This window comes from Sorangium sp. KYC3313, from assembly GCF_052075895.1.
Classification (GTDB): domain Bacteria; phylum Myxococcota_A; class Polyangia; order Polyangiales; family Polyangiaceae; genus Sorangium; species Sorangium cellulosum_B.
Genome location: NZ_CP197255.1, coordinates 4,704,474 through 4,723,213, shown reverse-complemented (window position 1 = coordinate 4,723,213; position 18,740 = coordinate 4,704,474). Strand labels below are relative to the sequence as shown.

Below are 18,740 nucleotides of genomic sequence, written 5' to 3'. Positions count from 1 at the left end.
AGCTCGAGCCTACTTCCCACCCGCGGCGCCGGACGGCTGCCCGGGAGAATCCGAGAGGCCGCTCACGATCTTCTCGACGAACCGGACGGCTGGCCGCTCTTCGAGCGGGGTCGTGACGCCGCCCTTCTCGAACGCGACCGCCTGAAGGTTGATGGTCTTGCCCTCGACCGCCGTGAAGGAATGGCTGGAGCGCACCTCGAAGCGGTAGCCCCGGAGGTAGGAGAACACCCCGTAGCCGTTGCCCTGCAGGTTCACGAGGACCTGGAGCGTGTGATCCCCCGGCGGAACGGAGCCGTTGAAGATCGGGATCTCGGTCTGCTCGGCGAGGGCGCCCGACTGATCGGTCTTGTTGTACTGGACGGCGCCATCCAGGACGATCAGCACGCGCGTGACGCGGAACGCGGACGACAGCTCGTTGTTGAACCGGATCGAGGCGCGCGATCCGGCGCCGCCGCCGGAGAGGATCGTGTCGCTGAGGAGCGAGAGCCGCGTGTGGCTGCGGCGGATCTGCTCCTTGAGCTCGTCGATGCGCTGCTCCAGATCGCGCAGCCGCACCGCGTAGGTCGGACCATCCATCGCCGGAGCGGCGGCCGCGCCCGCAGCCGGGGCGCTCGTCGGGGCAGGAGGCGCCGCCGGGGCGGCCGTCGCGCCGGGGGCCGCCGTCGCGCCCGCAGCGGGGGCGACCGTCGCCGAAGCGGGCGCAGGAGCCGCTTGCGCTCCGTTGACAGGCGCGGGCGCTGCGGGGACAGCGGGCGCTGTGGAGGCCGCCGGCGCCACAGAGGCGGCGGGAACAGCGACCTTGCCCGCCGCGCCGCCCGGGGTCTGCGCGAAGGCGGGCATCGACATCAAGAACGAGGCCCCCACCCCCACTGCCATCATCCTGATAAGTCGCATCGAAAGGTAACCTCGTGGTTGAACCCTCGTCGGCAGAGGGGGGCGACCTCACGCCCGGTGCCGGGGAGTCTAGTGGCGGCGGGCTTCCGAGCGCAACGACCTGGGCACCTGCCTCCTCCTCCGGCGCAGGCTCCCGTCGCTGACGGCGCGAAGACAGCACAGCAAGCACAGCACGGCGCAGCCGAAATCGTGTGAGGGCCCTTCCGCGGCGGGCGCGGACCGCGGCCTCGGCCGGTCCGCAGGGCGCTGCCCCGAGAACGTCACGCGACCGCGACCGGCTCCCCCCCACCGGCGGCGCGCAGCGCACGGCGCGCGCGCCCGCCCCCTGCCCTTCCCCCGGCCGCGGGCGCCACGGGCGAAGGGGGCTCGCTCGCTCGGGGGCGGATCCGCTAAGGTGCGCTTGTGTCAGGGGAAGGAGTGCTCCTCAGATCTTCGAGCCGCGCCGCGCGTCCGATCCGACGCCGCGGCCGCCGCCGCGAACACCCCGCCGCCCGGGCCGCCGAAGGAGCGCCGCAGAGGCTCGGCCGCGCCGGGAGCTAGGATGGTCCCGATTTCTCGAGAGGAGGTCACGGACGAAGCCCTGATGATGCGCTTCCAGGGCGGCGACCGCGCGGCGTTCGCCGGGCTCGTCCGGCGGCACAAAACGTCCATCTACAACTTCATCCTGCGACAGGTCCGCGGGCCTGCGATCGCCGAGGATCTGGTGCAGGATGTGTTCGTGAAGATCGTGCAGAGCGCCTCCGACTTCAAGCACGAGGCCAGGTTCACCACCTGGGCGTTCGCCATCGCGCGCAACGTCTGCATCGATCACCTGCGCAAGATGTCGCTCCGGCGCCACCCGTCGCTCGACCAGGGCTCCGGGGAGGGCGGCGACGGCCCGACGCTCGGCGAACGGACCGCGGACCCGGCCCCCCAGGCCGCGGTGGACCGGGTCGCGATCGGGACCGAGATGGGGCAGCGCATCGTCCGCGCCGTCGAGGGTCTCCCGCACGAGCAGCGGGAGGTCTTCCTGCTCCGGGAGATCGGGCACGTGCCGTTCAAGGACATCGCCCACATCGTGGGCGTGCCCGAGAACACGGTGAAGAGCCGGATGCGCTACGCCCTGGAGCGGCTCCAGGAGGCCCTCTCGGAGTACGAGGATTACGCGAGGGCGCTGCGCTAGCGCTCCGGAAGAGCTGCCTATGGACTGCGAGAAGTTCGACCAGCACGTGATGGACGCGCTCTACGACGAGCTCGACGAGCTGACGTATGCGGCCATGAAGCGGCACATGGACAGCTGCGCCCGGTGCGCGTCGGCGTTCGCGGGGCTGCGCGCGGCCCGCGACGTCGGCGCCTTGCCGTTCGAGGAGCCGAGCGAGGAGCTCGAGGCGCGGATCCTCGACGCCGTCGAGGTCGCGCAGAAGAAGACGCCGTTCCGGCGCAAGGCGCTCCGCGCGCTGGCCTGGGCCGGCAGCCACGCGATGCGGCCGCAGCTGGCGATGGCGGCGCTGTTCGTGCTCGTCATCGGATCGAGCCTGCTGCTGCTGCGGCCGAAGACGGGCGTGGCGCCGGTGCGGGTCACCGAGTGGGGCCAGCCCGCGTCGTCGGATCAGCACGAGGCGCCCCGCGCCGCCGCGCCCACCCCCGCGGCCGTCGCGATGGAGGAAGGCGACGGCCGGCGCTCGGCCGAAGCCAAGGCGAACGAGGCGCCCAGGGCGGAGGCGGCGAAGGAGAAGAGCGCGCGTGCGCCCGCGTCCCCGGACGACGGCGCGAGCGCCGCGTTGCACGAGGCGCAAGCGCTGCAGCGCAAGTCGGGCTGCGCGGCCGCCGTCGGCAAGCTCGACGAGGTCGGCGCGCAGTACCCGGGCACGCCGTCAGCGCACGCCGCGATGTGGGAGGCGGCCCGCTGCTACCAGGCCTCCGGGGACACAGCGAAGGCGCGCGAGCTGCTGCTCGCGCTGCGCTCCGCGAAGGGCTACGGCGACCGCGCCGAGCAGCAGCTCGCGGGCCTCGAGGCGAACGCCGCCGGCGCGCAGGCGCAGAACTCGGCGCCGGCGGCCGCCGCCCCCGCCGCTGCGGCGCGGCGCGCTGCGCCCAAGGCGGCGATGCCCGCGGCGCCGCCGCGCGACGCCGCGGAGCAAGGCGCTGCGGAGCAAGGCGCCGCGGGCCCCTCGCAGGCGGCGCCCGCCGACACCGCGACGTCCCGCTGACGGATTGCGGGCGCCGGCGCGGCCCGCGCCTCCGCCGTCCCCGGCGCCTCGACCTCACCGCGCCCGCCGCGGCGGCGCCAGCGTCAATTCGATCTCACCGGCGCGTCGCGGATGTAGGCGATCGTCCTGATCGTGCCGACGATGCGCTCGCGATCGTCCGGCGTGAGCTCGACGAAGCGGATCCCCATGCCCGGGTTCGGGTTGTCGTGGAGGGGGCGCACCTCGTTGATCCACTGCACCGTCCCCTCGAGCACGTACGAGCCGTCGTTCCCCGGCGGCGAGAAGCGGAGCGTGAGCCGCGTGCCGATCGAGAGGGGCTGCGTCGTGCGGACGAAGATGCCCATCTCCGAGATGTTGGTGATGGACGCGTAGAGGAACGTGTCATCGGTCTCGCAGTCCACGAGCCAGGTGACGTCGAGGCGCTCGGACGAGCGTCGGTCGAGCGAATCCGGGGCGGGGACCTCGTGCTCGGCGTCCTCGCCGGGGCGATGGGCGTCGCCGTAGGCGCCGGCTTGCGCGCAGGACGGCGACGTACCGCCCGGCGCGTCGGGCGGATGGTTCGAGTCCCCACGGCCCCCGGTCATGAGTCTGCGACTAGCCGCTTTCCGCACGCGCGTCGAGGGCGCTCGACGAGGAGGAGCACGCGTGCGTCGCCGGGCCGCGCAAGACGAGCCGCGCACCGCGGCATGCGTCGGCCCCCTCACGAGGGCAGCTCACCGCACGCGGATGACGCCGCCGCGGATGCGGTCCTCGTGCTCCGGCCCGCGCGTCACCTGAAAGCGCGTCTCACCGGCGAAGAGGCCGAAGTAGAGCGTATAGTCGCCCGGGGTGAAGTTGGGCTCGAGCTGGAGCTCGTGGTCGTCCACGACGACGTCGCCCGGCTGCCACAGGCTCAGCGGGTAGCGCCCCTCGAGCACGGGGTGGTCGCCGTTGTATCGGCGCTGGAACCCGTCGATGTGAACGAACATCTTCCAGTTGCCGGTGATCGGCCGGTGGACCCGGAAGTAAGTCCGCAGGTGGTAGCTCTTCTGAGGGACGACGCTCGAGACCTTCTGGCCGTCGTCGTCGGTGAGCTCCCAGCCGAGCACCTCCAGCTGATCCTCGAGCATCGCGTCGAGCGGGTTCTCGGGAGCGGCGGGCTCGTCGAGGACGATACGGCCGAGCCAGCTCTCGTTCGGCCTGCCCCCGAGCTCGTTCGACGCAAGGAGGATCTGGCTGGAGCGGCCGTCGAGCACGGGCAGGTTGCGCCGGTAGCGCTTGCGAAAGAGGCTGTTCAACCGGGGCAGATCGTCGGACTTCACGACGAGCCAGCGGCGAGCGGCGGGAACGACCGGAGCGGCGGCGCCGTCCACCGGGCTCCCCGCGGCGGTGAGCCAGTCGAACGCCTGCAGGACATCGGTGAACGAGGTGACCTCGCCGCCCTGGTAATAGGCCGCCGTGCGGCTCCGGACGCCGAGCGTCGCGAGCGGCTCGCCGGGCTTGTGAAGGGACTCGTAGGACGCGAAGACCTCCTTCGGCGAGAGCTGGGCCGCGAGCGCCGGATAGTACCAGAAGCTCAGCGCGAAGCCGGCGACGAGGCCGGCGAGCGGCGTGCCGACGGCGCGTGGGAGGGAGGCGCGCGCGACGGCGTGGCGGAACGCGTCGCGCGCCACGAGGAGCAGCACGGGGCTCGCCGCCATCACCATGGGCAGCGCCCACCAGGCGTTCATCCCGTACGCGGCGAGGTGGTCCGGCATCCTCGCCACGGTGCCCCACCCGATGCGCTTGCCGACGAAGAGCATCGCGCCGACGCCGACGAGCGCCGCCTCGATGACGATCAGCAGGAAGAGCAGGTTGCCGTTCCAGATGCGAGCGAGCTCCGCGGCGCCGGCGTTCACCTCGTCGAGGACGCGCCGCGCCCACGCGCCGAAGCTGCGATCGAGCTCGCGGGGCTGCTCTTCGAACCAGGTGAGCGAGACGAGGCCGGCGAACGCGAGCAGGACGAAGCGCATCGCCGAGGCCGCTTCGCCCTCGAAGCTCTTCGGGAAGACGGGCTTGTCGACAGAGAAGACGCTGAGCGCCCTGTCCGGTGAGGTGACGAGATCGCGGTAGAGGACGAACGCGAGCACGGCGCAGCCGACGGCGAGCGCTCGCGAGGAGGGGGCGCCGCGCTCGAGATCGCGGATGGCGAGCGCGGCGATGGCGGCGAGGAGCGCGGGGCCGCTGAACGGGAGCGCCCCGGCGTGCGGCGCGAGGACCGCGAAGGCGCCGTACGCGAGCGCAGACGTGACGATCAGGGCGATCCGGACGCCGGCCTCGCGATCGAGGCAGGGGGCGACGACCTCGCCCGCTCGGTCCGCGGCGGGGGCCCGGAAGAGCCGGCCGACGGCGAACGGCAGGAAGGCGCTCCATGGAAAGAGGGCGTGGCCGAGCTGGCGCAGCGTGAGATCGAACGTGGACTCGACCGGCGGCTTCTTGAGGAGCGCCACGCCGAGGGCGCGGGGGAGCGGCTCGCCGGCGCTCGAGCTCGCGAGCACGAGGGCGCCCTGCGCCGCCGCCGCGACGCCGAGCACCAGCGCGGCGGCGCCCACGAGGTCGCCCAGCGTGGGCCCCCGGCCTTCCGGCGCAGGCCAGGCGCCGGACGTCCGGAGCAGGAGCCAGGTCAGGCCGGCGCCGAGCGCGGGGACGGCGACCCCGATCAGCAAGCCGCGGCTGAGGTATCCGGCGACGACGCCGAGGAGCCCCACGGCGAGCCACGCGGCCGACGCGAGCAGGGCGCCGCGCTGCGCCCCTCGCCCGCCCTCGAGCAGCGCGCCGGTCAGCCCGCAGAACGCCATCGTGAGCGCGGCCATCGTGACGATGTCGCCGAGCAGGGTGCGCGCCTGCATCACGTAGAGCGGCATCGTCACGAGCGCCGCGACGCCGTAGAGGCCGGCCCTTCGATCGACGAGGCGGGCGAGGAACTCGTAGAGCACGAGCGCGCCGGCGAGCCCCCACAGCGCGAGCGGGAGGCGCCCGGCCCAGTCGTGCAGGCCGAACACGCGGAAGCCGAGCGCCATCGAGGTGAACCCGAGCTCGCCCATGCCGAGATCGGTCAGGGTCGGCAGCTGCCCGGGAGCGTCGGGGAAATCCACGCCGCGCGCGCCGAAGACGTGGATGGCGATGCGGCGGGCCAGATCGGCGCGGTCGAGCTCGTAGGGGTCCCAGATGCCGCTCTTGCCGATGAGCGGCAGCAACGCGAGGGCCACGAGCGCGAGGGCCGCGAGCCTCGCGAGGCCGGCGCGCCCGCTCCCGGCGGCCGCGCGGTCGCGGTCCGTGGCCGGCGCGTCACCGATCTCAGCCGAGCCCGCCTCGAGAGCGGGCGCCTCGGCGCGGGGTGGGGCTCCGCTCGCGTGCGGGTCGGGGGCGGCGGGCGGGGCTCCGCGCTGTGGGTCCCCTCGGTGGACGCTCGACATGCAGGGCATCCCCTTACCGCCTTCGCGCGCGCGTGACCACGGATCGTGGGGAAGCGTTTGTAGCCTCCCTGGGCGTCTGCTATCGCGCGCGGCGTGGTGAAAGCCCGTCCCCAGAGCGCGCCCCAGGGCGCGAAAGCGCGCCCGCAGGCGCCGAAGCCCGCCCCGGCCGCCGGTGGCCCCCGTCCTGCCAAGAAAGGTAGCGAAGGCAGCCGCCGGGGAGCGCCGTCCGGCGAAGAGCCCCGGACGAGCAAGAAGCGAAGCCCCACGGCGCGCTCGTCCGGCGCGGCCCGCGGCCAGGCGGGACGTGGATCCCGCCCTGGTGGCGACACGAAGGGGCGACCGCTCTCGGAGCGGGCGGGCCGGACGGCAGGCGCGCGAGGCGCCGCGCAGCAGCAGCGCAGGAAGGCGGCCGAGCCGAGGCGGACGGAGGAGACCGACGCCTCGCTGCCGAAAAGATCCGGGCGCGTGGCCCTGGTCGGGCGCCCCAACGTGGGCAAATCGACGCTGCTGAACGCGGCGCTCGGCCATCCGCTCGCGATCGTCTCGCCGACGCCTCAGACGACGCGCGACGCGATCCTCGGGGTCGTGCACCACGGCCCGGCGGAGATCGCGCTGCTCGACACGCCCGGCCTCCACCGGCCGCGCACGGAGCTCGGGCGCGTGATGAACCAGGCGGCGCGCGAGGCGGCGCGGGGCGCCGACGTGATCGTGTTCGTGACCGAAGCGCCGGATCCCGCGCGCCTGCCGCGGCGCGTGAAGGAGGGGGAGGACGGCCCGCCGCTCGCGCCGCACCCGAGCGATCTGACGTTGCTCGCGGACCTGGGGAGCGACGCGCCGGTGGTGTTCGTGCTCAACAAGGTCGACCGGATGCGGGACAAGGCGCTGCTCTTGCCGCTCCTCGACGCGTTCGCCAAGCTCCGGGATTTCGCGGCGATCGTCCCCATCTCGGCGCTGCGCGAGGACGGCGTCCAGCGCGTGCTCGACGAGGTGGCGAGGCTCTGCCCCGAGCGCGACTGGGGCTTCGCGCCCGATGAGCTCACCGACAGGCCGACGCGCTTCTTCGCCGCCGAGTACGTGCGCGAGCAGATCCTGCGCGCGACGAAGGCCGAGGTGCCCCACGCGAGCGCCGTGCAGATCGAGCGCTACGTCGAGCCGACAGGCGAGGGCGCGCTGCACATCGACGCGACCATCCACGTGGAGCGGCCCGGGCAGAAGAAGATCCTGATCGGCGCCGGCGCGGAGCAGCTGAAGCGCATCGGCACGGAGGCTCGGCTCCGGATAGAGGAGCTCGTCGGCCGGCAGGTGAACCTCAAGCTCTGGGTCCGGGTGACGCCGGAGTGGCGTGAGTCGCGGGAGCGGCTGGACGAGCTCGGTTACAACAAGGGAGAAACCTCGTGAGCGCGGCAAAGCCAGCCCTTTCCAGATCGAACAAGCGCAGCCAGGGAGCCGCCGGAGGCGGGCGGACGGCGAAGAAGGGCGACGCCCCCGAGAAGAAGAGGGACGGCGTCGCTCCCAGGAAGGGCGCTGCCGCCTCCAGGAAGGGCGCTGCCGCCTCCGGGAAGGGCGCTGCCGCCTCCGGGAAGGGCGCTGCCGCTCCCGGAAAGAGCGCAGCGGCGCCCGGCAAGGGCGCTGCTGCTCCCGGAAAGAAGGCGGCGGCGCCCGGCAAGAGCGCCGCCGGATCGAAGAAGGGCAGCAGATCAGGCCCGAGCAAGGTCCGTGCTCTCGCCGAGCCGATCGGCCACGAGGCGGCGCAGGGCAGGGAGGAGCTCGCGGCGGACCTGGCCGAGGAGGTCATCGCGGCCGCCGAGGACGCCGCGGCCGATGCGCCTGCGCCGCCCCCGTCGGCCGGGATCGTGGCGCTGGTCGGGCGGCCCAACACCGGCAAGAGCACGCTGTTCAACCGGCTGATCGGCAAGCGCGTCGCGATCGTGCACGACGAGCCCGGGGTGACCCGCGATCGCCACTACGGCGACGTCACCTCGCGGGGACGGCGCTTCACGCTCATCGACACGGGCGGGTTCGACCCCGAGAGCGATGATCCCATGCGGCAGGGGATCAAGCGGCAGATCGACCTCGCCATCGCCGAGGCCGACGTCATCGTGTGCGTGCTCGACGCCGTGACGCCGGTCACGCCGTCCGAGCACGCCGAGCTCGGCCTGCTGCGCCGCGCCGGCAAGCCCGTGATCTACGTCGCCAACAAGGCGGACTCGCCGAAGGCCGAGGCGGAGGCGGTGGAGCTGTATCGCCTCGGGATGGAGCGGCTCCTCCCGATCAGCGCCCTCCATGGCCGCGGCATCTCGGATCTGGAGATGGCCATCGAGGCGGCGCTCCCCGCGAAGCCCGCGGCGCCCGAGGAGTCGGCCGCGGGGGCGCTCCGCATCGCCATCATCGGGCGGCCCAACGCGGGGAAGTCGTCGCTCGTCAACCGCGTCGCGGGCGAGGAGCGCATGCTGGTCGACGCGACGCCCGGCACGACGCGCGATCCGATCGACACGCTGGCCGAGCGCGACGGGAAGCGGTTCTTGCTCATCGACACGGCCGGCATCCGGCGCAAGTCGAAGGTGACGAAGGAGGACAGCGCCGTCGAGGCGGTCAGCGTGATCCACGCGATCCGCGCCATGGAGCGGGCGGAGGTCGTGCTCCTGCTCTGCGACGCGGCCGAGGGCGTGGCCGAGCAAGACGCGAAGATCCTCGGCCTCGCGGTCGATCGCGGGTGCGGCGTCGTGATCGGCCTCAACAAGATCGATCTCCTCGACCGCAAGGCGCTCGCCAAGGCGGAGCAGGACGCCCGCGACAAGCTCTCGTTCGTATCGTGGGCGCCGATCGTGCACGTGAGCGCGCGCAGCGGGCGCGGCGTGGCGAAGCTCATCGAGACCGTGGCCCAGGTGGCCGACGCCTACCGGAAGCGCGTGCCCACCGGGGAGCTCAACCGCTTCTTCGAGCAGATCCTGCTCACGCACCCGCCGCCGACGCACGGCGGCCGCGCGCCCCGCCTGTTCTTCGTCACGCAGGCCGAGACGTCGCCGCCGCTGTTCGTCGTCGTCGCGAGCGATCCCGCCAAGCTCCACTTCAGCTACCGGCGCTACGTGGCGAACCAGCTCCGGCAGGCGTTCGCGCTGGAGGGCGTGCCGGTCCGCGTGAAGTACAAGGAGCGCAGGCGGCGGGGATAGGCGGGGATAAGCCGGGGACAGCCCAGCTGCCTCCTCACCGACCGCTCCGGGTTACCCCGGGGCAGCCAGAAGAACCGACGAGCTGCCCCGGGCTACCCCGCCGCCCCGGGCAGCGGCGCCAGCACGTCGGCGATCCTCGCGAGCCCGGCCACGTCGTGGATGTCGTACGGGAACGCCGGGACGTCGACGCGGACGCTGCCGGCGCTCTGCTCGTCCTCGAGCGCCGCCTCGAGGGCGATCAGGTTCAGCTGATCGAGCTTGCCCATGCGGCTCTCGTCCTTGGCGGCCTGGAGCAGGCGCGCCGCGGCGCCGGGGGCGAGCGCAAGGCTGTTCCCGTCGAGCGCGGCGGCGATCTCGCCGACGCCGGGGAGCGCGCCGTACACCGGGTGGACGCGGTTCACGACGAACGCGTCGCGATGCATCTGCTGCTCGCGCAGGCGATCGGCGAAGTACAGCACCTCGCGCACGCAGAGCGGATCGGGCGTCGTCACGAGCACGTAGGCCACGTCGGGGCCGCGGAGCGCCGACGCCACCGCGTCCGCCCGCTGCTTCCAGCCGCCGAAGACCGCGTTCATCTCGCTGATGAACCCCGCGATCTGCTCGAGGAAGCCGCTGCCGGTCAGCTTGCCGATGCCCCGCAGCACCGCGGCGGTCGAGCGCGCCAGCAGGTTGAGCGAGAGCTTGCCGGAGCTCTGGAAGGCCTGCACGAACCACCGCGTCGCCGCGCCGTCGATGGCGCCGACGAGGCGCTCCGGCGCGTCGAGGAAATCCAGCGCGTTCGCCGTGGGCGGCGTGTCCAGCAGGACGAGGTCGTAGCTCGGGTCGCTCCTGACGGCGTAGAGCTTCTCCATCGCCATGTACTCCTGCGTGCCCGCGAGCGACGTGGAGATGTACTTGTAGAGGACGTTGCCGAGGATCCGGTCGCGCTGCTCGGGCGTGGGGGCGAGCGACGCGACGAGGCCGTCGAAGGTCGACTTCGTGTCGAGCATCATGACCGTCATCGAGCCGGGCACGTCGACCCCCGCCCTGGCGAAGCGGACGGGCTCGATCGTCTGCGCCTCCGTCGTCATCTCCTCGAGCCCGAGGCTCTGGGACAGGCGGCGCGCCGGATCGATCGTCAGGCAGAGGACGCGCTTGCCGCGGCGGGCAGCGGCCAGGCCGAGCGCTGCAGTCGTTGTCGTCTTGCCGACGCCGCCGCAGCCGACGCAGAGGATGACCCTGCTGGAGGCCAGCAACGGGGCCAGACCGGCGTGGTCTGCCTGAAGGGACGCGTCGACGGCGGGCGGGCTGTTCCGAGGGGGTGCGAGCGAGCCGGGCATTGCGCGCGACCTGAGGCCGCGGCCCCTTGTAGCACGAACCCGGGGGGCGCGAGCGCCCAGCCTGCGGCGTCGCGAGCGCCCAGCTGCGTCACGACACCGTCCAGCCTGCGGCGCAGCGACCGCTCAGGCGGCGCGGAGGATGCGCAAGCACCCCGCAGCGGCCCGGGCAATGGAGGCGCCACGCTCCGCCGTGCCGCCACGGCCGCAGAGCAGCACCTCGCCGCCTGACACCGAGAGGCTCTGGACCTCGACGTCGGCGGTGAGCGTGGCGATGCGCGAGCCGACCGCCGCGCTCTGCACGGCGTCCGGGTTGGCGAGGAGCGGGGCGTAGGCGGCGAGCTCCTCACACGCCGGCCACGCGCCCGCCCCGGCGACGAGGCAGCCGCTGTCGTCCACGAGGACCACGACGTCCAGGTTCGCCTCCGCGCGGGTCGTCGAGAGCTGGTAGTGCAGCGCGGTGACCGGATCGTCGCTGCGGCGGCGCCGCCGCTCGGAGGTGGGGATCCCCTCATCCTGGGCCGGTGTGCCCTGCTCGACCGAGGGCGCGCCGGGATCGACCGGGCGCTCTGCGCGGCCTCCCGGCCTGCCGCCGCGCTGGCCGCCAGCGCAGCCATCCGACGCGAGCTGAGGCACAAGCTGCTGGTTCGATAACGAGAGCGACACGAACACCTCCTCGACGCGAAGGATGGTCGCAGCGCACGAGGGCGGCCAACTTTGCTAAGTTCGGAGCGACGATGCGCGGCTTCATCGATCTGCACTCCCACTGGGTCGCGGGCGTCGACGACGGCGCCCGCACCGTCGAGGAGAGCCTCGCCCTCCTCACCGCGCTCCGCGGCGCCGGGTTCGACACCGTCGTGGCGACGCCGCACATGCGCCCCGGGATGTTCGACAACACCCGGCAGGGCCTCCAGGCCGCCTACGACGCGACCTGCGCCGCGCTGCGGGCCGCGGCCGGCGCGCGCGACCTGCCCGCGCTCGATCTCTCGTCGGAGCACTTCTTCGACGACATCGTCTTCCAGCGCCTCCTCGACGGCAGCGCCCTCCCCTTCCCGGGCGGCCGCGCCGCGCTCGTCGAGTTCCCGACCCGGAGCTTCCCCGCCCGGGCCGCGGAGCGGCTCTTCGACCTCAGCCGCCGCAAGCTCCGCCCCGTCATCGCCCACCCGGAGCGCTACGAGCCCGTCTTCGACGACATCGCCTCGCTCGATCCGCTGCTCGACGCGGGCGCGGTGCTCCTCCTCGACGTCGCCGCGCTCACCGGCAAGTACGGGCGCACCCCCCGCCGGGCCGCCGAGCAGCTGCTCGAGGCCGGCTACTACTACGCCGCGTGCAGCGACGCCCACGCAGCCAAGGACGTCCCCGACGTGCGCGACGGCATCAAGGCCCTCTTCGCCAGGGTCGGCGAGGAGGAGGCGAGCTTCATGCTCCTCGACGGCCCGCGCGCGATCCTCGACGGCACCGTCGACCCCTGAGGCCGCGATCCGCCCGCTCGCTTGACGCGCCGGCGCCCGTCGCTATAAGTGAACGCAACGTTCATTATTCGCCATGGCGCAGTACCTCAAAGACGACGTCCAGGAGAGCATCACCTCCGCCGCGCTGACGATCTTCGCGCGGAAGGGGTACGAGAGCGCGACCATGGCCGAGATCGCCCGGGCGGCGGGCGTCTCGACGGGCAACATCTACCGGTACTTCGCGAACAAGGACGCGCTCTTCTACGGGATCGTCGACGACGGCTTCGCCCGCGCCTTCACGATCCTGCTGCGCCGCCGCGTGAAGGCGCTCGACGGCGTGGAGGACGTCCGGGCGCTCCCGCCGACGGCCGCCTACCACCTGATCTCCGAGGAGCTCCTCCGCTTCTGCATCGAGAACCGGCTGCGCGTCGTGATCCTCCTGGGGCGGGCCGGCGGCTCCAGGTACGAGCGGTTCTCCGAGGAGACCGTCGAACGCCTCATCGCGCTGGCGATCGAGCACTTCCGCGCCCTCGACCCGTGCCTCTCGGTGACCGAGGCGATGCGGTTCAACCTGGACCAGATCTACCAGGGCTTCGTCAGGACGATGGTGAACGCCCTCGCCCGCTTCGAGGACGAGGACGCCATCCAGGAAGCGGTCCACGGTTACTCGAAATACCACCTTGCCGGACTCAGGAGCTTCTTCGCGTAACCTTCGCTTTGCCTCGCCTCAAAAGTGAACGAACCATTCATCATTCACCCATCGAGCTCGACCCCTCGCGGAGGCGAGGGGCGCAAGGAGGCCCATCATGCTGGAGAGCACGCTTGATCTGCCCGTCGAGGCGCGCGCCGTCCTCGAGGAAGAGGCCACGCTCCTCGAGCGCGTGCGCGCCGCGCTGGACAGGGCCCAGGAGCGCGCCGCGCGCGTCGGCGGGCGCGCGCCGCGCGAGCTCAGGTCCGTCGCGGCGCTCCGGGAGCTCCGCGACGAGGCCGCCGCGGCCTCGGCCGACGATCTGCCGGCGGTGCTCCTCGAGATGAGCGTGCGGCAGCGCCTCATCGAGCAGGAGCCCAGGGAGGCGCTGCCCGACCCGCTCTGCCCGTACCTCGCCCACCTTCGGGTCGACGAGGGCAAAGGGGCGAAGGACTACCTGCTCGGCCACGCGACGTTCCTGGATCCGTCGGCCGACGTGCGCATCCTCGACTGGCGCGTCGCGCCGGTGGCGCAGATCTTCTACCGGTACCGCGAGGGCGACGAGTACGAGGAGGTCTTCCCGGGGCGCGTGGCCGAGGGCGTGGTGAAGGCGCGCCGCATCGTCGTCGTGGAGCGCGGCGCCCTCACCCGGATCGTGGGCGACGGCCTCGTCCTGACGCGGCGAGGCGACGGGCGATGGACCCTCGCCGAGCGCGCGGCGCTCGCCATGCAGCCGGGCGGCGCGGGCACGGCCGCCCGCCCCGGGAGCCTCGGCGTCGGCGCCGGCGCCACGGACCACGCGAAGGCCGCGGAGGTCACCGCCCTGCTCGACGCCGACCAGTACGCCGCCGTGTGCGCGCCCCCCGAGCAGCCGCTCCTCGTGCTCGGCAGCGCCGGGAGCGGAAAGACGACCGTGGCGCTGCACCGCCTCGCCCGGATCGCCGCGCTCGATCCGGCGCGTTGCCCGCTCTCGGCCATGAACGTCGTCGTCCCCGAGGAGGGCCTCGCGCGGCTGTCGCGCCGCCTGCTCTCGCCGCTCGGCGCGGGGGAAGCCCAGGTGAAGACGCTCGACGCCTGGTCGTCGGCGACCGCGCGCGAGGTCTTCGGCAAGCCGATCGCCCTGTGCGACGATCCCCCGGCGCTCGTCTCCAGCCTCAAGCGCCACCCGGCGCTCTACAGTGCGCTGCGCGAGCGGTTCGCCAGGCTCGCCCCGGCGAACACGACGCTCCCGCGGCTGCGCCGCCGCCTCGCCGACGTCTTCACGGATCGAGGGTTCCTCGAGGGCGTCGTCGCCGCCTCGGGCGGGGACCTCCCCAGGAGCGCCGTCGAGGAGACCGTCCGGCACACCCTGCTGCAGATCGCCGAGCCGCTCGACCGGCAGCTCGCCTCGATCACCGTGGCCGAGAGGAAGCGGGCGCTCGACGGCCGCGCCATCGCGGAAGGGACGCCGGACGAGCTCGCGGGGACGCTCGACGTCGACGATCTGCCGATCCTGCTCTTCCTTCGCGCCGCTCGCCGCGGCCTGGACGGGGCGGGGTGGTCGCACCTCGTGCTCGACGAGGCCGAGGACTTCTCGCTGTTCGAGCTGTTCGTCCTGGGGAAGCTCCTTGGCGAGACGCGCAGCGTCACGCTCGCCGGCGACGAGGCGCAGCAGACCTCCTCGAGCTTCGCCGGGTGGGACGCGGCGCGAGCGGCGCTCGGCGTGGGCGACGCGGCGACCTGCCGCCTCGCTGTGTCGTACCGGTGCCCGCGGCCGGTGGCGGAGCTCGCGCGGCGGCTCCTCGGCGAGCTCGCGCCCGAGGCGCCCGCGCGCGCGGCCCGGGACGGCGCGCCGGTCGGGCTCTTCCGCTTCCCGAGCGAGGCGCAGGCGCACCTCTTCCTCGCCGGCGCGCTCCGCGACCTCGTCGGGCGGGAGCCCCGCGCCTCGGTGGCCGTCATCGCGCGGGACGCAGGCGCCGCGCGGGAGCTCCACGCGCTGATCGCGGAGCTGCCGGAGGCGAGGCTCGTGCTGGAGGGAGCGTTCTCGTTCGAGCCGGGCATCGACGTCACCGACGTGGACAGCGCGAAGGGGCTCGAGTTCGACTACGTCGTCGTGCCCGACGCGACCGCGGCGGCGTACCCGATGAACCACGAGGCCCGCCGGCGGCTCCACGTCGCGGTGACGCGGACGTCGCACCAGCTCTGGCTCATCTCGGGAGCGGCGTGGTCGCCGCTCCTCGGCGACGTGGGGGCGAGCTGACGCTCGCCGCGGCGCCCTTCGGGCGCGGCCCGGCCGGCGCGGAGACGGCGGCGGGCGGGAGCGGGCTGTCCCTCACCGCCGCGATCCCGGCGAGCGCGACCCCGAGGACGGCGGCCCCGAACACCAGCAGCGCCTGCAGCCAGCGCCGCGGGGCGGGCGGGGGCTCCGCCTCGTCGTCGGCCGAGCGATCCCCGGGATCGAGCGACTCGAGCGCGGCGCGCAGCTGCTGCGTGCGGAGGTGGGACGCGTCGCCCAGGATCTGTCCGAGCCAGCCGGCGACGAGCGCGTCGTTGCCTGGGTTCGCGGCGCCCGGGATCGCCTCCTCGAGCGCGCGCATGAGCTTCGCGGCCGTCGCCGTGCGCGCGGTGGGCGACTTGGCGAGCGCCTCGGAGACGAGGCGATCGAGCGCGGGCGGGATCGGCTCGGGCGGCGGCGGCGCGCTCAGGCGCTCCGCGAACCCGCGCCGGGACGGCGCCGCCCGCGACGACAGCGGCGCGGCAGGCCGCTCGCTCGCGATGTGGGTCATCGTGCTCTCGCTGTCGTCGGCCTGGAAGGGGTGAGCGCCCGACAGGAGCTCGTAGAGGAGCACCCCGACCCCGAAGAGATCGGACCGCCGATCGCACGGCTGCCCCCGGATGTGCTCCGGCGCCATGTACGGCGCGCTGCTCCGGAACAGGAACGCGCCCCCCTCGCCGCCCGCCGCGCCCACCGTTGAAGCGCGCCCGCCGTCGCCGCGCAGCGCCTGCGGCCGTCGCTCGGACATCCGCCCTTCCTCGAGCTTCGCGATGCCGAAATCGACCATGCGGACGAGCCCCTCGGACGTGATGAGGACGTTGTCCGGCGAGACGTCGTAGTGCAGGAGCTCCCGGGGATTGCCGCCCTCGTCCCGCAGCTCGTGCGCGGCGTCGAGGGCCGCGCAGATCTGGTAGGCGAGCCTCGCCGCGACGAGCACCGGCGCCGGGCGCCCGCGCGCGGCGCGCAGCACCGACGAGAGCGGCTCCCCGCTCACCCACTCCATGACGTAGAAGAACGTGCCGTCCGTCTCGCCCAGATCCACGACGGGCACCACGTTCGGGTGCCTGATGCGCGCGGCCAGCGCGGCTTCGTCGAGGAATGTCTGGACGGCGTCGGGATCGGGCGAGAGCTCCGGGCGAAGCACCTTGATCGCGAAGAGCCGCTGAAACCCGTGCTCCCGCCTCAGCCGCGCCGCCCAGACCTCACCCACGTCGCCTGCGGCCACCCGCAGGACGAGCTCGTACCGACCCAGGGAAAACCCCGGGAAAAAGCGCCCCCCGCCCCCCACGTGGAAGATGTGGCGCACAGTTGAAGAGCCCGCCAGTGCTCCCTGTGTGCGACGATCACGATTGTTGCCCTGGTTGTGAGACTCGACCTCAACCAGGAACCGCTTCCGACCGCGACATCACCGCCCTCGGGGCGCCTGCCGGGCCAGCCCGCTGCTCGGACGTTTTCGGTCCTATCCGGGATGCGGAGGTCTTGCTTCCTGAACAACCGGACAGTAAAGCTGCCGGAAACTGTTGCCCCGCGCGTCGTGGGTCCACCTCCGCGGTCCCCCCGCCGTCGCCCCCTCCCATCGCTCCCTCCCGAGGTACGCATGAGTGACGAGAAGAACACCAAGCAGAAGTCTGCCGCCCTCGAGCTCGCGATCGCCAGCGTCGAGAAGGAGTACGGCAAGGGGGCGATCATGCGCCTCAAGGACGGGCAGACGCTGCACGACGAGGTTGCGGCCGTGGCGACCGGCTCGCTCGGCCTGGACATCGCCCTCGGCATCGGCGGCTACCCGCGCGGCCGCATCGTCGAGGTCTACGGGCCGGAGTCGAGCGGCAAGACGACCCTCACCCTCCACGCCATCGCGGCCGTCCAGCGGGCGGGCGGGACGGCGGCGTTCATCGACGCCGAGCACGCCCTCGACGTGAACTACGCCAAGAAGCTCGGCGTGAAGACCGACGAGCTGCTCATCTCCCAGCCCGACTACGGCGAGCAGGCGCTCGAGATCGCCGACATGCTGGTCCGCTCGAACGCCGTCGACATCATCGTCGTCGACTCGGTCGCCGCGCTCGTCCCCAAGGCCGAGATCGAGGGCGACATGGGCGACAGCCACGTCGGCCTCCAGGCCCGGCTGATGAGCCAGGCGCTCCGCAAGCTGACCGGCACGACCTCGCGCTCGCAGTGCCTGCTGATGTTCATCAACCAGATCCGGATGAAGATCGGCGTCATGTTCGGCAGCCCCGAGACGACGAGCGGCGGCAACGCCCTCAAGTTCTACGCCTCGGTCCGGCTCGACATCCGCCGCATCGGCGCCATCAAGGAGGCCGCCGCGGGCGGCAAGGAGCCGGCGGTCGTCGGCAACCGGACCCGCGTCAAGGTCGTGAAGAACAAGATGGCTCCCCCGTTCCGCGAGGTGGAGTTCGACATCCTGTACGGCCAGGGCATCAGCCACAGCGGCGACGTCATCGACCTCGCGACCGAGGCGAGCATCATCGAGAAGAGCGGCTCCTGGTTCTCGTTCCAGGGCGAGCGCATCGGCCAGGGCCGGGAGAACGCCCGCACCTACCTCGAGCAGCACCCGGCGGTGCTCGACAAGATCGAGTCGATGGTCCTCGCGAAGCACGGCATCTCGCGCGTCGGCGGGGCCGCCCCGACGAACGGCGCCGCGAGCCCCGGCCCGAAGGGCGGAGCCGCGGCCGAGGCCCCCGCGCAGGCGAAGGGTCGCGGTGAGGCAGCCCCGTCCGGCCAGGACGCCCGCCGTCCCCCGGGCAAGACGAACTGACGCCGGCCGCCACCGACGCCATGCACCTCTACGTGATGCGGCACGGCCCGGCGGAGGAGCGGGCGACCAGCGGGCGCGACGCGGACCGGAGGCTCACCCCCGAGGGCCGCGAGCGCGTGGCGCGGGTCTCGCTCGAGCTCCACCGCCTCCGGGGCGGCGCCCCGCTGCCGCTGGTGCTCGCGAGCCCCCTCGCGCGCGCGAGAGAGACCGCCGAGATCGCGGCGCCGATCTGCGGCGCGCCGGAGGTCGCGCTCCGGGACGAGCTCGCGCTCGACGCCGGGCTCCCGAGCTCGCTGGTCGCCGTGCTCGCCCGAGGCGGCGCCGACGCGCTGCTCGTCGGGCACCAGCCGAACGTCGAGCACCTCGTCCGTACGCTCGTCGACACGCCCGGCCGGGGCGCGACAGCGCTGCTCCCCGCCGGCTTCTGTACTGCCCTGGTCGTCGCCCTCGAGCCGGAGCCTTCCCGGCGCGCGCAGGGCCGCTGGCGCATGACGCAGATCCTCGATCCCCGGGCGCTCGCCTCGCGATGAGCGAGGCGCTGCGCACGGCGCCCTGTCATGGCGGGAGAGAG

15 protein-coding genes are annotated in these 18,740 nt (G+C 73.2%); 9 read left to right on the top strand and 6 right to left on the bottom strand.

Going from position 1 to position 18,740, the window contains the following annotated elements; all coding sequences use genetic code 11:
• Positions 1-9 precede the first annotated feature (9 nt).
• The gene (locus ACSRUE_RS18545) at positions 10-894 is read right to left on the bottom strand and encodes a hypothetical protein (RefSeq protein WP_441292147.1); all 885 of its coding nucleotides are present in this window, start codon (positions 892-894) and stop codon (positions 10-12) included.
• A gap of 541 nt (positions 895-1,435) precedes the next feature.
• Here ACSRUE_RS18545 and ACSRUE_RS18540 point away from each other — a divergent pair.
• Positions 1,436-2,056, top strand: coding sequence for an RNA polymerase sigma factor (locus ACSRUE_RS18540; RefSeq protein ID WP_012238576.1), 621 nt, complete (start codon positions 1,436-1,438; stop codon positions 2,054-2,056).
• Between the two features lie 19 nt (positions 2,057-2,075).
• Entirely contained in the window at positions 2,076-3,083 is a 1,008-nt protein-coding gene (locus tag ACSRUE_RS18535; protein WP_441292146.1) for a zf-HC2 domain-containing protein, read from the top strand.
• An 83-nt stretch (positions 3,084-3,166) separates the two neighbouring features.
• Here the strand turns inward: ACSRUE_RS18535 and ACSRUE_RS18530 are convergent, their stop codons facing one another.
• Positions 3,167-3,667, bottom strand: coding sequence for a TIGR02266 family protein (locus tag ACSRUE_RS18530; protein WP_441292145.1), 501 nt, complete (start codon positions 3,665-3,667; stop codon positions 3,167-3,169).
• A gap of 129 nt (positions 3,668-3,796) precedes the next feature.
• Positions 3,797-6,517, bottom strand: a complete 2,721-nt coding sequence (locus ACSRUE_RS18525) for a glycosyltransferase family 39 protein (RefSeq protein WP_441292144.1) — start codon at positions 6,515-6,517, stop codon at positions 3,797-3,799.
• Positions 6,518-6,982: 465 nt separating this feature from the next.
• Here ACSRUE_RS18525 and era point away from each other — a divergent pair, with 465 nt between their 5' ends.
• A complete protein-coding gene (gene era, locus ACSRUE_RS18520) occupies positions 6,983-7,915 on the top strand; it encodes a GTPase Era (protein ID WP_441292143.1) in 933 nt (310 codons plus the stop codon).
• Positions 7,912-9,687 (top strand): ribosome biogenesis GTPase Der, encoded by a 1,776-nt coding sequence (gene der, locus ACSRUE_RS18515; protein WP_441292142.1) that lies wholly within the window; start codon positions 7,912-7,914, stop codon positions 9,685-9,687. Before era ends, der begins: the two co-directional genes overlap by 4 nt.
• A gap of 92 nt (positions 9,688-9,779) precedes the next feature.
• Here the strand turns inward: der and ACSRUE_RS18510 are convergent, their stop codons facing one another.
• Together ACSRUE_RS18510 and ACSRUE_RS18505 are read right to left on the bottom strand one after the other, a co-directional pair.
• Complete coding sequence (locus ACSRUE_RS18510) at positions 9,780-11,006, bottom strand: ArsA family ATPase (RefSeq protein ID WP_441292141.1); 1,227 nt, start codon at positions 11,004-11,006, stop codon at positions 9,780-9,782.
• A gap of 123 nt (positions 11,007-11,129) precedes the next feature.
• Complete coding sequence (locus ACSRUE_RS18505) at positions 11,130-11,669, bottom strand: hypothetical protein (protein WP_437765520.1); 540 nt, start codon at positions 11,667-11,669, stop codon at positions 11,130-11,132.
• A gap of 71 nt (positions 11,670-11,740) precedes the next feature.
• Here ACSRUE_RS18505 and ACSRUE_RS18500 point away from each other — a divergent pair, with 71 nt between their 5' ends.
• The 3 genes from ACSRUE_RS18500 to ACSRUE_RS18490 all read left to right on the top strand — a co-directional run bounded on the left by ACSRUE_RS18500 (position 11,741) and on the right by ACSRUE_RS18490 (position 15,381).
• The gene (locus ACSRUE_RS18500; protein ID WP_441292140.1) at positions 11,741-12,475 is read left to right on the top strand and encodes a tyrosine-protein phosphatase; all 735 of its coding nucleotides are present in this window, start codon (positions 11,741-11,743) and stop codon (positions 12,473-12,475) included.
• A gap of 73 nt (positions 12,476-12,548) precedes the next feature.
• A complete protein-coding gene (locus ACSRUE_RS18495) occupies positions 12,549-13,163 on the top strand; it encodes a TetR/AcrR family transcriptional regulator (protein WP_441292139.1) in 615 nt (204 codons plus the stop codon).
• A gap of 97 nt (positions 13,164-13,260) precedes the next feature.
• Positions 13,261-15,381: an ATP-binding domain-containing protein gene (locus tag ACSRUE_RS18490; RefSeq protein WP_441292138.1), complete on the top strand. Its 2,121-nt coding sequence runs from the start codon at positions 13,261-13,263 to the stop codon at positions 15,379-15,381.
• Here ACSRUE_RS18490 and ACSRUE_RS18485 read toward each other — a convergent pair.
• A complete protein-coding gene (locus ACSRUE_RS18485) occupies positions 15,329-16,621 on the bottom strand; it encodes a protein kinase domain-containing protein (RefSeq protein WP_441292137.1) in 1,293 nt (430 codons plus the stop codon). The genes ACSRUE_RS18490 and ACSRUE_RS18485 overlap by 53 nt on opposite strands.
• Positions 16,622-16,993: 372 nt before the next feature.
• Between ACSRUE_RS18485 and recA the strand changes: the two genes are divergently transcribed.
• Entirely contained in the window at positions 16,994-18,169 is a 1,176-nt protein-coding gene (gene recA / locus ACSRUE_RS18480; protein ID WP_437765515.1) for a recombinase RecA, read from the top strand.
• A 20-nt stretch (positions 18,170-18,189) separates the two neighbouring features.
• A complete protein-coding gene (locus ACSRUE_RS18475) occupies positions 18,190-18,699 on the top strand; it encodes a SixA phosphatase family protein (RefSeq protein ID WP_437765514.1) in 510 nt (169 codons plus the stop codon).
• Positions 18,700-18,740 lie beyond the last annotated feature (41 nt).